11 protein-coding genes and 2 tRNA genes are annotated in these 12,431 nt (G+C 40.8%); 7 read left to right on the top strand and 6 right to left on the bottom strand.

All coding sequences use genetic code 11. From position 1 onward, the window contains the following. Positions 1-444, top strand: a complete 444-nt coding sequence (rplI, locus tag GSQ84_RS09290; RefSeq protein WP_158796951.1) for a 50S ribosomal protein L9 — start codon at positions 1-3, stop codon at positions 442-444. A 74-nt stretch (positions 445-518) separates the two neighbouring features. Here rplI and GSQ84_RS09285 read toward each other — a convergent pair whose 3' ends face one another. Next, positions 519-815 (bottom strand): PH domain-containing protein, encoded by a 297-nt coding sequence (locus GSQ84_RS09285; RefSeq protein WP_158796950.1) that lies wholly within the window; start codon positions 813-815, stop codon positions 519-521. A gap of 37 nt (positions 816-852) precedes the next feature. After that, positions 853-1,950, bottom strand: a complete 1,098-nt coding sequence (gene tal, locus GSQ84_RS09280; RefSeq protein ID WP_158796949.1) for a transaldolase — start codon at positions 1,948-1,950, stop codon at positions 853-855. Positions 1,951-2,054: 104 nt separating this feature from the next. Between tal and mtgA the strand changes: the two genes are divergently transcribed. Continuing rightward, complete coding sequence (gene mtgA / locus GSQ84_RS09275) at positions 2,055-2,780, top strand: monofunctional biosynthetic peptidoglycan transglycosylase (protein ID WP_158796948.1); 726 nt, start codon at positions 2,055-2,057, stop codon at positions 2,778-2,780. Here mtgA and GSQ84_RS09270 read toward each other — a convergent pair. Then, a complete protein-coding gene (locus tag GSQ84_RS09270; protein WP_158796947.1) occupies positions 2,777-3,256 on the bottom strand; it encodes an ABC transporter ATPase in 480 nt (159 codons plus the stop codon). The two genes, mtgA and GSQ84_RS09270, sit on opposite strands and share 4 nt — an antisense overlap. A gap of 50 nt (positions 3,257-3,306) precedes the next feature. On the opposite strand from GSQ84_RS09270, the gene GSQ84_RS09265 reads away from it, so the two are divergent. After that, complete coding sequence (locus GSQ84_RS09265; protein WP_158796946.1) at positions 3,307-3,786, top strand: hypothetical protein; 480 nt, start codon at positions 3,307-3,309, stop codon at positions 3,784-3,786. On the opposite strand, the gene GSQ84_RS09260 is transcribed toward GSQ84_RS09265, so the two are convergent. From GSQ84_RS09260 to GSQ84_RS09250, 3 genes are read right to left on the bottom strand one after another with little or no spacing between them, the layout of a single operon-like run. Further along, entirely contained in the window at positions 3,707-4,546 is an 840-nt protein-coding gene (locus GSQ84_RS09260) for an MBL fold metallo-hydrolase (RefSeq protein ID WP_158796945.1), read from the bottom strand. The two genes, GSQ84_RS09265 and GSQ84_RS09260, sit on opposite strands and share 80 nt — an antisense overlap. Beyond that, positions 4,536-5,336, bottom strand: a complete 801-nt coding sequence (locus GSQ84_RS09255) for a (Fe-S)-binding protein (protein WP_158796944.1) — start codon at positions 5,334-5,336, stop codon at positions 4,536-4,538. Before GSQ84_RS09255 ends, GSQ84_RS09260 begins: the two co-directional genes overlap by 11 nt. Positions 5,337-5,357: 21 nt before the next feature. Further along, on the bottom strand, positions 5,358-6,653 hold the full coding sequence (locus GSQ84_RS09250; protein ID WP_158796943.1) for a 4Fe-4S dicluster domain-containing protein: 1,296 nt from the start codon (positions 6,651-6,653) through the stop codon (positions 5,358-5,360). A gap of 213 nt (positions 6,654-6,866) precedes the next feature. On the opposite strand from GSQ84_RS09250, the gene GSQ84_RS09245 reads away from it, so the two are divergent. The 4 genes from GSQ84_RS09245 to GSQ84_RS09230 all read left to right on the top strand — a co-directional run bounded on the left by GSQ84_RS09245 (position 6,867) and on the right by GSQ84_RS09230 (position 12,176). Beyond that, positions 6,867-6,939: transfer RNA gene (locus GSQ84_RS09245), tRNA-Phe, on the top strand. Between the two features lie 90 nt (positions 6,940-7,029). Further along, positions 7,030-7,102 (top strand) — tRNA-Phe (locus GSQ84_RS09240). Positions 7,103-7,515: 413 nt separating this feature from the next. Beyond that, positions 7,516-9,033, top strand: a complete 1,518-nt coding sequence (locus tag GSQ84_RS09235) for a family 43 glycosylhydrolase (RefSeq protein WP_254070812.1) — start codon at positions 7,516-7,518, stop codon at positions 9,031-9,033. Between the two features lie 788 nt (positions 9,034-9,821). Continuing rightward, positions 9,822-12,176, top strand: a complete 2,355-nt coding sequence (locus GSQ84_RS09230) for an alpha-L-rhamnosidase C-terminal domain-containing protein (protein ID WP_158796941.1) — start codon at positions 9,822-9,824, stop codon at positions 12,174-12,176. Positions 12,177-12,431 lie beyond the last annotated feature (255 nt).

Raw genomic sequence — 12,431 nt, 5'->3', positions numbered from 1 at the left:
ATGGAAATTATATTAAAACAGGACATCAAATCTCTTGGAGAGAAAGATGATATTGTAAACGTAAAGCCAGGTTACGGCCGTAACTACCTGATCCCACAAGGATTTGGTGCTTTAGCTACTTCTTCTGCTAAAAAAGTATTAGCAGAAAACCTGAAACAAGCAGCGTTCAAACAAGATAAAATTAAAAAAGATGCTGAAGGTATCGCTACACGTTTAACTGATGTTAAACTGACTATCGGTGCTAAAGCTGGTGAAACTGGTAAAATCTTTGGTGCAGTAAACACCATTATGATTGCTGATGCATTAAAACAACAAGGTTTTGATGTTGACCGTCGCCGTATCACTTTCGAAACTGAGCCTAAATTTGTTGGTGAATATGTAGCCAACTTAAACTTACACAAAGAAGTGAAAGTTAAAGTTCCTTTCGAAGTTGTAGCTGAGTAAGCTCATCTTTAACGATAAAAAAAAGCGTTCCTTGTTAAAGGGAACGCTTTTTTTATGTGCAGGAAAAAAGAAACTTAAATAATTCTTCTTCTTTTGGTCCTGTTTTCATCAATGATCTTTCTGATCTCTTTGATATCACCCTTGGAGAAACCGTGAACTTCTATTCTGTTACCTGCTACAAAAAGTCGCAGTGTAGCAAAACCTATCATTGGAGATTCTACTTCAATCGAAGTAATATCTTCATAGTTGATATACTTGGAATCACCGCTAAACAGGCCAGGAGTTTTTATTTCAATGCTGTTCTCTTCTAAAGTGATTTCCGTTGGGAAAACCTTGTTTCCTTCTGATAGTCTTGATGCTGTAAACTTCATTTTTATGATCTGATATAACCTGATGCAAATCTAGTTATTAAGCAGAATGTTTTTGCTTTTCAATCGCATTTAATAATTTCTCATAAGGCGCATTGAATTTTGCTATCCCTTCATCTTCCAGTTGCTGTGTGTACTTTGCCAGGTCAATTTCCGCATGGTGTAATTGTGCCAGTACAGATGTAGCACCTTCCAGGTCAATTTCCAGCCTGCTTTCAGGATCTCCATGATCGCGGTAGGCATCCAGTGTTTCCATAGGAATAGTATCTACGGTATCCGGACCAATTAAGGCCTCCACATATTTAGTATCTTTAAATGCAGGGTCTTTACTGCTGGTACTTGCCCAAAGCAAACGTTGTGGTCTTGCTCCTTTAGCTGCCAGTTTTTCCCAGCGTTCACCGCTGAATACTTCTTTATAGATTTCGTAGGCTTTCTTTGCAGAAGCAATAGCCACTTCACCTTTTAGTTCACCCAGATTTTTTTCCTGTAATATTGGATCAAGCAGTACATCGATACGGCTTAAAAAGAAACTGGCAACAGAAGAGATCTCATTGATGCTTTCGCCTTTTGCAGAGCGTTCTTCCAAACCTTCAATATAAGCTTCAGCAACTTTTCTGTAACGCTCTAATCCAAATAACAAAGTCACGTTGATATTCAATCCTTCGGAAATTGTTTTTTTGATGGCGGCCAATCCTGGTTGTGTACCAGGGATCTTGATCATTACATTTTTACGGTCTACCTCTTTCCAGAGTTCAAGCGCCTGTTTGATCGTTCCTTCGGTGTCCAGTGCCAGCAGAGGAGAAACTTCCAGACTTACATATCCGTCGGCGCCTCTAACTTCTTCATTGTACACAGGCAACAACAAATCAGCTGCCTGCTGTATGTCTTTCACAGCCATGCGATAAAAAATCACATCGTTACTCAGGTTTTCTTTGGCTAATTCTGTAATATCGGCATCATAGTCGCAGCTGCTGCTGATGGCTTTCTCAAAGATAGCCGGATTAGAAGTTAATCCCCTTACGCCATCTACTTCGATCAGTTGTTTTAATTTACCAGATTTAATGATTTCGCGATCAATAAAATCGAGCCAAATGCTCTGACCATAATCGTGTATTTTTTTTACTTTACTAGTTTCCATGTTAAAATCTTTACCCCTGTAACAAATGGCCTGCTTTAATGTTTAAGTTGCTTTAAATATATGCACTGGCATGACAAATCTGTACTTTTTGCTAACTTTGGGCAATGGCAAAAAAGCGCGCTTCCAGTACTAAATCAAGTAAATTCAGTCTTCAAAAACTAAAAGTCCTCCTGGCAAAGATTATGTTAGGCTTTATTCTTATTACCGTTTTTTGGGTAGTTGCGCTTCGTTACATCAATCCGCCTTTTACCTTACTGATGGTATTGCGGGATATTGAACGGAAAACGGATGGTAAAGACTTTAAGATCGACAAGAAATGGGTGAAATATAATGATATGTCGCCTTATATGGGACGTGCTGCCATAGCTGGTGAAGACCAGAAGTTTATGCACCATTACGGCTTTGACCTGACGGCTATCAATAGGGCTTATCATGCCAATAAAGCCGATTCTACTAAAGTTAAGGGAGGAAGTACCATATCGCAGCAGACTGCAAAGAATGTATTTTTATGGCCTGGCCGCTCGTGGATCAGAAAGGGTTTTGAAGCCTACTTCACCGTGCTGATCGAGATTTTCTGGAGTAAAAAGCGCATTTTAGAAGTATACCTGAACGTGATTGAAATGGGAGATGGGATCTATGGCGCTGAAGCAGCTTCACAAAGTTATTATGGCAAATCCTGCAGGAACCTTAGCCGCACTGAAGCGGCGATGATTGCTGCCTGTTTTCCTAATCCTATCCGGTGGACGCCTAAACGTCCTACCCGGTTTATCAACCACAGGCATTTCCTGATCATGCGTAATATCAGGATACTGGGGCCAATAAAGTTTTAAAGCAGTTCTGCGAAAACCTTATTGTGCCAGCTGTCTTTGAAAGGCACTTCCCATTTCGTTTCAAATTCGGCAAGTGTTTGTACCATATTGTTAAAAACGATGGATTCAGGGGTGATTTTTTTAATACTGATCAGTGTTTCAAAATCCTCCTTGTTTACCACTACCACTTTATCATTAACTTTGTAGGCCATGTTGAAACGGTTAAACAGATCCACACCATATTCCAGTTCCAAACCTTTAACCACTCTTACAGATGCATCGATAGAACAACCTGTAGCGCCGGCTGTAGCTTCATCTACTACAAATACAATGAAATAACGATATAAGATATCGGCTTTAGCCTGTAACTGATGGCCATGGGCTTTCCACTGAGAAGTGAAAGCGTTCAAGTCCTGCTGAATTGCACTGATCTCCTGATCGGTGAATTCACGGTCGCTCTGGTAGATCCAAACTTTAGATTGTGGAGAAAAACTCATACACAAATTTAACATTTTATTTAAATTCAACTCGTAAAATATCCAGCCTGATGAAAAAGTTTACAATCCTCTTGAAAATGGGGAAATATGTCCTTCCCTGCCTCATTTTCCTATCCTCCTCCTCCTATGGACCAACAGAGGAAGAGGCCGGATATGTACAGCAAAAGTTAACGGAACACTATAATGAGGAGTCTGGGATAAAGAATGTTAAGAAGTATGAACTGCATATTACTAACACCGGGTTCTGCCGGTACAAGCGCTTTTTTAACAATGGGAAAGTAGAGTATTTCTCCTGTAACCTGGTGAAATATAAAGCCCTGGATTATTTAGGCACCGTGCAGTCGGGCACTTTGCTGCTGCGGACCAAAGGAGATGATGTGATCGTACAAACCTATAACGACAGCAGGGGAGGAGATATTGACAGTATGGCTACTTCCATAGCCATACCGCTTAAGAATATTCAGGCTGAAGATTTGAATGACCTGGAAGAGAAGCTGGAGCAGATGAGCGTGAAACTCCATCAACAGTAAATACCGGTGTTTCTGCATGCCTTGAAGCAATAATAATCATGGTCTCCTGCGCATGCTGATTAAACATATACTCAACTACTTCAGGATCGTTATTGTCTTTTGATAAATGGGCTAATAACAAATGGCTTAAATTAGCCGGACGGAAGTTGATCAGTAAGTCCAGCGCCTGTTTATTGCTTAGGTGACCCATGCCGCCACTGATCCTTGTTTTCAAATAATAAGGATATTTCCCGGTGCGTAACAGTTCTTCATCGTAATTCGCTTCCAGAAATGCTGCGTTGCATTGCTGAAAATGCAGGCTAAGCTGATCGCAAACAATCCCCAGATCTGTAAATACACCAACTTTAATCTCTCCGCAGGAAACCAGGAAACTATGCGGTTCTGCTGCATCGTGAATTTTTGGAAAGCAGGTAATCTGGAGTGAACCGATCTGTACGGTTTCATGACTGGTAAAAGGACGTACCAGTTCTTCCGGTAAAGTTAGCCGGCAGTTGTTCATGGTGTCTGGCGTAATATAAACCGGAATAAGGTATTTCTTCGCCATTACTTTTAAGCCGCGGATATGATCGCCATGTTCATGGGAGATAAAGATCGCTTTTACTTTGCCCATAGACAAGCCGAGACGCGTCATCCTGATTTCTGTCTCCTTGCAGGAAATACCTGCATCTACCAGTATCGCTTCGTCTGCATTACCCACATAATAACAATTGCCATTACTGCCGGAATTTAAAGACGTAATAAAAAGAGGATTACAACCCATTTGCTCTTGCGGTAATTTCAGCAATATCTAACACTTGTACATTCTGGTTCTGGTCTTTCATTTTCACCCCATCGCTCAGCATCGTCATACAGAAAGGACAACCTGCAGCAATGATATTAGGATTCGTTTCCAGGGCTTCTTCAATTCTTTCGATATTGATATCCTTGTTCCCTTTTTCCGGTTCCTTAAACATCTGCGCACCACCAGCACCACAGCAAAGCCCGTTAGACTTGCAGCGTTTCATTTCTACCAATTGTGCGTCCAGTACTTCTAAAGCTTTCCTGGGAGCTTCATATACGCCATTACCGCGACCTAAATAACATGGGTCATGGTAAGTGATCTTTTTGCCTTTAAAACTTTCTCCGCCTTCGGCTTTCAGTTTTCCGTCATTGATCAGGTCCTGGATCAGCTGGGTATGGTGGATTACTTCGTAATTACCGCCTAATCCCGGATATTCATTTTTGATGGTATTGAAACAATGCGGACAGCCCGTTACAATCTTTTTAATGTTGTATCCGTTCAGCACTTCTATATTCGTCATGGCCTGCATCTGGAACAGAAATTCGTTACCCGCACGTTTTGCAGGATCTCCAGTACAGCTTTCTTCAGTTCCCAGCACTGCATATTTGATACCCACATGGTGCAGGATCTTGCAGATGTCGCGGGTTGTTTTTTGTGCACGTTCATCATAACTTCCCGCACAGCCTACCCAGAATAGGATTTCAGGTTCTTCGCCCCTGGCAATCATTTCTGCCATGGTAGGCACTTCTATATTTAGTTTCTCGCTCATTATTCAGCTTGATAATAAAAATTAATTTTCTTTAGCCCAGTTTAACCTGTCCGCCGGAGAATATTTCCACGGTGCTCCGTTGTTTTCAATGTTGCCCAGCATAGCGCTGATGCTTGAAGGTGCCTGTGATTCTTCCATTACGGCATAACGTCTCAGGTCGGTAATAATAGCCAGCGGGTCAATGTTGATCGGGCAGGCTTGTACGCAGGCGTTACAGCTTGTACAGGCCCATATCTCCTCCCTGGTGATATAATCATCAATCAGCGACTTTCCATCATCAAAACCAGGCCCGTTCTTATCCAGGCTTTTTCCAACTTCTTCCATCCGGTCGCGCGTGTCCATCATAATCTTACGCGGAGAAAGCAATTTCCCTGTAATGTTGGCCGGACATACCGAAGTACAGCGGCCGCATTCCGTGCAAGTATAGGCATTCATGAGGTTTACCCAGGTCAGATCATTCACATCTTTTGCCCCAAATCTGCCCGCAGCGGCTTCGGGAGGGGTAAAGGAAGGATCTAGCATGGCTTTTACCTCATTGGTTACACTTTGCATGTTGGTAAATTCGCCCTTTGGCTCCAGGTTAGAAAAATAGGTATTTGGAAAGGCGAACAGGATATGGAAATGTTTGGAATAAGGCAAGTAGTTCAGGAAAGCCAGGATGCCGATAATGTGGAACCACCAGCAGCTTCTTTCAATAGCGATCAACCCTGATTCTGTTCCGGGCAATAAGTTTTGCAGGAATTGGCTTACCGGGAAAGCACCCGCTGTCACATAGTGATGTACACCGAGTGATTGTAATTTTGCGTCGGCAGCGTTCATCAGCAAAAATGCTGTCATCAGCAGAATTTCTGTGAACAGGATATAATTCGCGTCCGACTTAGGCCAGCCGTTCAGTTCCCTGCCCATGAATCTTTTTAATTTTAAGATATTTCTTCTGATCAGGAAGATGGCACAGGATACCCAGACACCCAGCGCAAGTATTTCAAAGGCCCCGATCAGGAAATTATAAATACCACCCAGGCCGCTAAAAATACGGTGGGTGCCAAATATTCCGTCGATCATAATTTCTAGTACTTCGAGATTGATGATCACAAAGCCAAGGTATACCACCAGGTGCAATGCGGCAGGAATAGGGCGAACTACCATCTTACTTTGCCCGAAAGCAACCTTAAGCATGGTCATCAGTCTTTTTTCAGGCTGATCAGAGCGGTCAGTGTCCCTGCCAAGTTTAATATTACGGATTACTTTCTTCAGGTTGAAGCTGAATAATGCGATGGCTGCAATCGTAATTGCTATAAATAGGATTTGTGAAATCATTATCTAGTTGATCTTTTACAGGCATGCTAAGTTAAAATAAATAAAAGAAAGAAATTACTATGCATGCATAATTATCGAAAATTTAGAGTGGTTTTAAATAAATCTAAAGCCTTTTTAAACTTTTTTAGAAAATAATTTTGCAATTCAAAAAAAGAAACTACATTTGCACTCCCCAACCGAGGGGAGCATGAACGTGTTTGTGCTAATGAAGATGGTGCGGTAGCTCAGTCGGTAGAGCAAAGGATTGAAAATCCTTGTGTCGCCGGTTCGATCCCGGCCCACACCACTGCAAAGGGCTTCAGATTCATCTGAAGCTTTTTTGTTTTAAATTCTCTAACCGAGGGTGGCATGAACGTGTTCATGTTGTAATAAAGATGGTGCGGTAGCTCAGTCGGTAGAGCAAAGGATTGAAAATCCTTGTGTCGCCGGTTCGATCCCGGCCCACACCACGTTTAATATCAAGAGGTTACAGGCTAAAACCTGTAACCTCTTTTTGTTTGGTCATACTTTGGACATACATTTTATGATTACATTTGATTTAAAGATGCCACCTTTTACACTCTTATAAAAAATGTAGTTTCTCGTATTCAGGAACAAAATAAAACGAAATCTGATAAATGGATTTCGAGAGAAGATGGTATGTAGTTATTGCGGATCAAAACAACTTTGCAAAGCTGAAGGATGAAGATCATAGCCGCTGAAGATATCATAAAACATATGTTATTTATCAAATGATGTAAACAGGCATTTGATTTTTTATAGATATTGACCAACTAACGTTTTATAAACCGATCCCTCCTTATCAATGAAAGTTAACCGTATAACTATGCTTCAAATATTTAGATGTTTATCATTTATTTATATGTTTCTGTTTGTCTCCACACAATTATTAGCACAGAAAACGGTAAAAAATCAAGATCTTATTATTGTAAATTTCGATAAGCAAGGGAATCAGGTTATCCGTTACAATAGTGTTGGTGACGCTATTGACGCTCACGATGGCGAAATAGCTTTATTTGGGGGCACTTATTACCTGTATGGCACCAGTTATGATTGTGGTTTTGAATGGGGTAATAAAAATGCTCCGTTTTGCGGTTTTAAAGTTTACTCGTCAAAAGATATGCGGACCTGGACAGATAAGGGTTATCTCTTTGATGCTAAAACCGAGGTTTGGCAGACTCGCTGCAATGGAAACACATATGGTTGTTTTCGTCCCCACGTTATTTTTAACAACAAAACCAAATTATATGTCCTTTGGATAAACGTTTATGATAACGTATCCGGATACCGCGTTTTTACCAGTAAAACTCCTATTGGCCCTTTCAACGAGGTTGCAGAACCGAAACTGGCTGTGAATGCAAATATGCCTGCAGGAGGATTAAATAATGGCGATCATGATACTTTCGTTGATGATAATGGCACAGCTTATCTGGCTTACACCGACTGGCGCACAAAGGGAACTATTGTGATAGAAAAATTGAGTAGTGATTACCTGACAGGCACAGGCGAAGTTGTTAAAGGGGTTACTGACGGAAACACTGAGGCACCAGGCATGTTTAAAAGGAACGGCATTTATTATGTAGTATATTCCGATCCCAATTGTGGTTACTGTTCAGGTACCGGTGCTTCCTATAAAACATCTGGTTCACCGCTTGGACCATGGTCGGCCGCTAAGAGAATAAGTAACAACTCCTGTGGTGGACAGCCATCTTTTGTATCAACCATAAAACTGGATAGTGGCAACTTATATCTTTTTGGGAGCGATCTATGGAATAATGCTGCTAAAAACGAAGCTTTGGCCAATTATTACTGGGCACCGCTTAGGTTCAATTCCGATGGTTCAATTATACCAATGACTTGTGACCAACCCTTTAAAGTTAATAAAAACAGCAAAGTAGTAAGAATTTCAGCTGTCGACGAACCTAACAACGTTAAAGACTCATGCAACATCAAGGGAGAAATAAAAAGATCACAGTCTTTTGTATCCGGTACGAGTGGTGTCTTGAAATCAATTAGCCTTCCATTATATAAAACAGGTAGTACCGATGCAGCATTACAGATCGACATTTATAAGGCCGATGATAAGATGCAACCTACAGGTGTATCTTTAGCTAGTTCTAAAATCCCGGCCAAATCGATAGGCTGGTCAATTAAAAAACAAACTGTTCATCCGGGTATCAGAATAAAAAAAGGAACTGTCTATTGTATCGTACTGCATTCATTAACCACAACCGGATGTTATGGCTGCACTTACAATAAAAGTATAAAAAAGGATGCTAAAAAGGTATTTAGCCAAATTAACGGATCTGTCATTACTCAGGAAAACAGTCGGGAACTGAATTTTAGTCTTGCTATTAACCCAGCTGGGACTAAACCGTAAAAACATCCCATATTTATTTATTTTTACAGGAAGGTTTATGCGATGTTCTAATGTCGAAAAATTGGCTACTTGTCACGTATAAAACACTTCAGTTTTTAACTGTTGATCACTTAGGTAACAATGCCTACTCTTATATTTTAGTAACACTATCAAACTTATCTCATCCATGACTGCGAATCCCTGCTCTACAACATTGGCACTGATCCATTTATTGTTGGGTTATAGTTATGCGGAGAATAACTGGCTTAATCTACGCATATCTTGCGTAGATTAAATCTGAAAACCCCATTCACATGTTTAAAAAGGCGGTCGAACGACTCTAGGTCAACTTCAACCCGACAACACTCCTGCATTAAACAAAGACATGCCCGGGTTTGGCCTGAGTTTAGCCTGAGTTTGGAACCGCTTTTCTACGTGTTTGCACCGTTTTTCCAACGGGTTTGGAACGGGGTTTAGCCGTTCCATACCCGTTCCATACCCGTTCCGAACCCGTTCCAAACTCAGGCCAAACCCAGGCAGAAGTTCCGCTATATTTTGTCAAAAATAGAATCGTAATTGGCTCGTTCAACAGTGAGTATCGTCAATGGAAGTCGCGATACTTGCTTAAAATCACTATTTCCATTATAGTATGAATAAAAAGGGCTATAGTGAGTAATGCTACTGGTTTCTTTTTCATACAATGAAAAAATACCTCATCAATTAAGGAAAATGTCAAAATAATGCTAAACCGATTTATTTTTGTTATTTCATTTTATATTCTTAATATTGCTCTACCAAGTATAACCCAAATGAAGTTTTTATATTCTCTATTTATCATCGTCTTTGGTTTATTGCCGTTAACGCATGGTGCGGAAGTAAAGGCAGTTAATATCTCACCAAGGCCATGGAATGCGCAATGGATTGCGGTACCTGGTGATAATGGCACCACATATGGCGTCTTTTACTTTCGTAAAAACCTTAACCTAACGAGTAAACCTCAAAAATTTATCATTCATGTCTCGGCAGACAACCGTTATAAATTGCACGTTAACAATAAACTGGTTTCATTGGGGCCGGCAAGGGGTGATACTTATTCCTGGAACTATGAAACTGTTGACATTGCACCCTATCTTACTGCCGGAAAAAATACTGTAGCGGCGTTGGTTTGGAATGAGGCCCAATACAGTCCGGTAGCACAAATCAGTGTACGCACAGGATTTATATTACAGGGCGATTCACCAGCAGAAGAAATATTAAACACCAATAATACCTGGAAGTGCATTCGCGATGCAGGGCATCAGCCTGTTCCGGGTTACTTTTTTGCCGCCAGTAAGGGCGAAATGGTAGATGAGAATCAGTCCGTTAAAGGTAACTGGGCAGCTATCAACTATGATGACAGCGCTTGGCTTGATGCGGTTAAAGTGACCGACGGAAAGCTTAAAGGTGCAGCATGGGGTATTGAATGGGCATTAGTACCTTCTACACTGCCGGCAAGGGAAATGACCTATCAGCGATTGCTAAAATTACGCAGTGTTACGGGCATAAGCCTTCCTTCTACATTTCCTGCTGCAAAAACAACGATAACTGTCCCGGCTCATACAACCGCTATAATACTACTTGATCAAACCTTTGAAACCAACGCTTATGTCACGCTGAATTTTAGCGGGGGCAAAAATGCAGGAATATCACTTGGATATGCTGAATCTCTATATGAAAAGGGCAGTAAAGGCGTGGTAAAGGGCAACCGTAACGAAGTAACGGGAAAAGAATTTGTAGGAAGAATAGATAGTCTGATTGGTGATGGCAGCAAAGAGCAGTCATTTACCTCATTGAACTTTCGTACCTATCGTTACATCAGGCTATTCGTAAAAACAGAAAACGACCCATTAGTCATTGACGATCTTTACGGCACTTTTACAGGTTATCCTTTTCAGCGAACAGCAGTTATTCACACAGATCATCCGGAGATCAATCAACTATTGGATATTGGCTGGCGCACGGCAAGACTTAATGCCTGGGAAACCTATACGGATTGCCCGTATTATGAGCAACTGCAATATATTGGCGATACACGTATACAGGCTGTGCTTTCCTATTACAATACAAATGATGATCGTCTGGCACGCAATGCCCTCAATCAAATTGACCATTCGCGCCTACCAGAAGGTGTAACCAGCAGCTGTTATCCTTCAAAAGGGGTACAGGTGATACCCACATTTTCCTTATGGTACATCGGCATGCTGCATGACTATTGGATGTACAGGGGCGACAATGATTTTATTAAAAACAAATTACCTGGAGAAAGAGGGGTGTTAGATTTTTTCAGCAAATACCAACAGCCTGATGGTTCCTTAAAAGACATTCCTTATTGGGCTTTTGTGGACTGGGCTGGTAATATGTGGGGTGAGGTGAAAGGCAAAGACGGCAGCGCGGCTATTTACGACCTCCAGTTATTGTATGCATACCAGTGGGCGGCGGAAATGGAAGCTAAAATAGGCCTTCAGGATTATGCCCGTATCTACACTGAAAAATCCGCTCAGTTGAAAGCAACCATACAGCGTAAGTATTGGGATCCGGTTAGAAAATTATATGCCGATACGAAAGAAAAAACGGGCTTCTCACAGCATGTCAATTCGCTGGCTATACTTACGGGCGTGGTGAACAATGCAGATAAACCAGCTTTAGCCAGTCAGCTGCTTAATGATAAAAGCTTAACACAATGCTCGGTTTACTTTAAATATTACCTGAACCAGGCTTTAGTAAATGCAGGTCTAGGCAATGATTATATGGATTGGCTGGCTATTTACAGGGAAAATATAGCTATGGGCTTGACTACATGGGCAGAGTATTCCGATGTTAACACTACCCGTTCTGATTGCCACGCCTGGGGAGCAAGCCCGAATATCGAATTTTTCAGGACGGTTTTAGGTATTGACAGCTATGCACCAGGGTTTAAGAAAATAAAAATAGAACCTCACCTCGGAAATTTAACAGCTATAAGCGGCGAAATACCTCATCCTGATGGTAAAGTGAGCGTTGATTATAAACTGGAAAAAGGCAAATGGAAAATCAATATCAGCTTGCCGAAAGCAACTACTGGTATATTCGTATGGAAGACAAAGCAATATACTTTAAAAGCAGGAGATAATTCTTTTGATATCTAACTGGAAATTAAGGAGATGGTACGCGAAAGAATAGATTTATTTAACGATTGATAAATTTTACAATCAAATTGTGCATACATACACAAGTATAATTAGGAGTAAATAAAAAATTAAAAAATGGTTGCAAACGAAATTAATATCTCTAGTTTTGCTAAACCGATTTATAATTCCATAACAGCCTTTAATTTGAACAAATAGAATGAAATAGTTTTAATAGGTTTTTGCTAAATCGATATTTTATATTAACCAAATATA

Source organism: Pedobacter sp. L105 (genome assembly GCF_009765875.1).
Taxonomy (GTDB): Bacteria; Bacteroidota; Bacteroidia; order Sphingobacteriales; family Sphingobacteriaceae; genus Pedobacter.
The sequence above is the reverse complement of the archived record's forward strand: the minus strand, read 5'-3'. Positions and strand labels throughout refer to the sequence as shown.

What these genes read in the sequence shown, in the direction of transcription:
- mtgA (WP_158796948.1), top strand. Translation starts at nt 2,055, where the DNA reads ATGGCAAAAAAGCGCGCTTCCAGTACTAAATCAAGTAAATTCAGTCTT.
- rplI (WP_158796951.1), top strand. Translation starts at nt 1, where the DNA reads ATGGAAATTATATTAAAACAGGACATCAAATCTCTTGGAGAGAAAGAT.
- GSQ84_RS09285 (WP_158796950.1), bottom strand. Translation starts at nt 815, where the DNA reads ATGAAGTTTACAGCATCAAGACTATCAGAAGGAAACAAGGTTTTCCCA.
- GSQ84_RS09255 (WP_158796944.1), bottom strand. Translation starts at nt 5,336, where the DNA reads ATGAGCGAGAAACTAAATATAGAAGTGCCTACCATGGCAGAAATGATT.
- GSQ84_RS09230 (WP_158796941.1), top strand. Translation starts at nt 9,822, where the DNA reads ATGAAGTTTTTATATTCTCTATTTATCATCGTCTTTGGTTTATTGCCG.
- GSQ84_RS09260 (WP_158796945.1), bottom strand. Translation starts at nt 4,546, where the DNA reads ATGGGTTGTAATCCTCTTTTTATTACGTCTTTAAATTCCGGCAGTAAT.
- GSQ84_RS09235 (WP_254070812.1), top strand. Translation starts at nt 7,516, where the DNA reads ATGTTTCTGTTTGTCTCCACACAATTATTAGCACAGAAAACGGTAAAA.
- tal (WP_158796949.1), bottom strand. Translation starts at nt 1,950, where the DNA reads ATGGAAACTAGTAAAGTAAAAAAAATACACGATTATGGTCAGAGCATT.
- GSQ84_RS09265 (WP_158796946.1), top strand. Translation starts at nt 3,307, where the DNA reads ATGAAAAAGTTTACAATCCTCTTGAAAATGGGGAAATATGTCCTTCCC.
- GSQ84_RS09250 (WP_158796943.1), bottom strand. Translation starts at nt 6,653, where the DNA reads ATGATTTCACAAATCCTATTTATAGCAATTACGATTGCAGCCATCGCA.
- GSQ84_RS09270 (WP_158796947.1), bottom strand. Translation starts at nt 3,256, where the DNA reads ATGAGTTTTTCTCCACAATCTAAAGTTTGGATCTACCAGAGCGACCGT.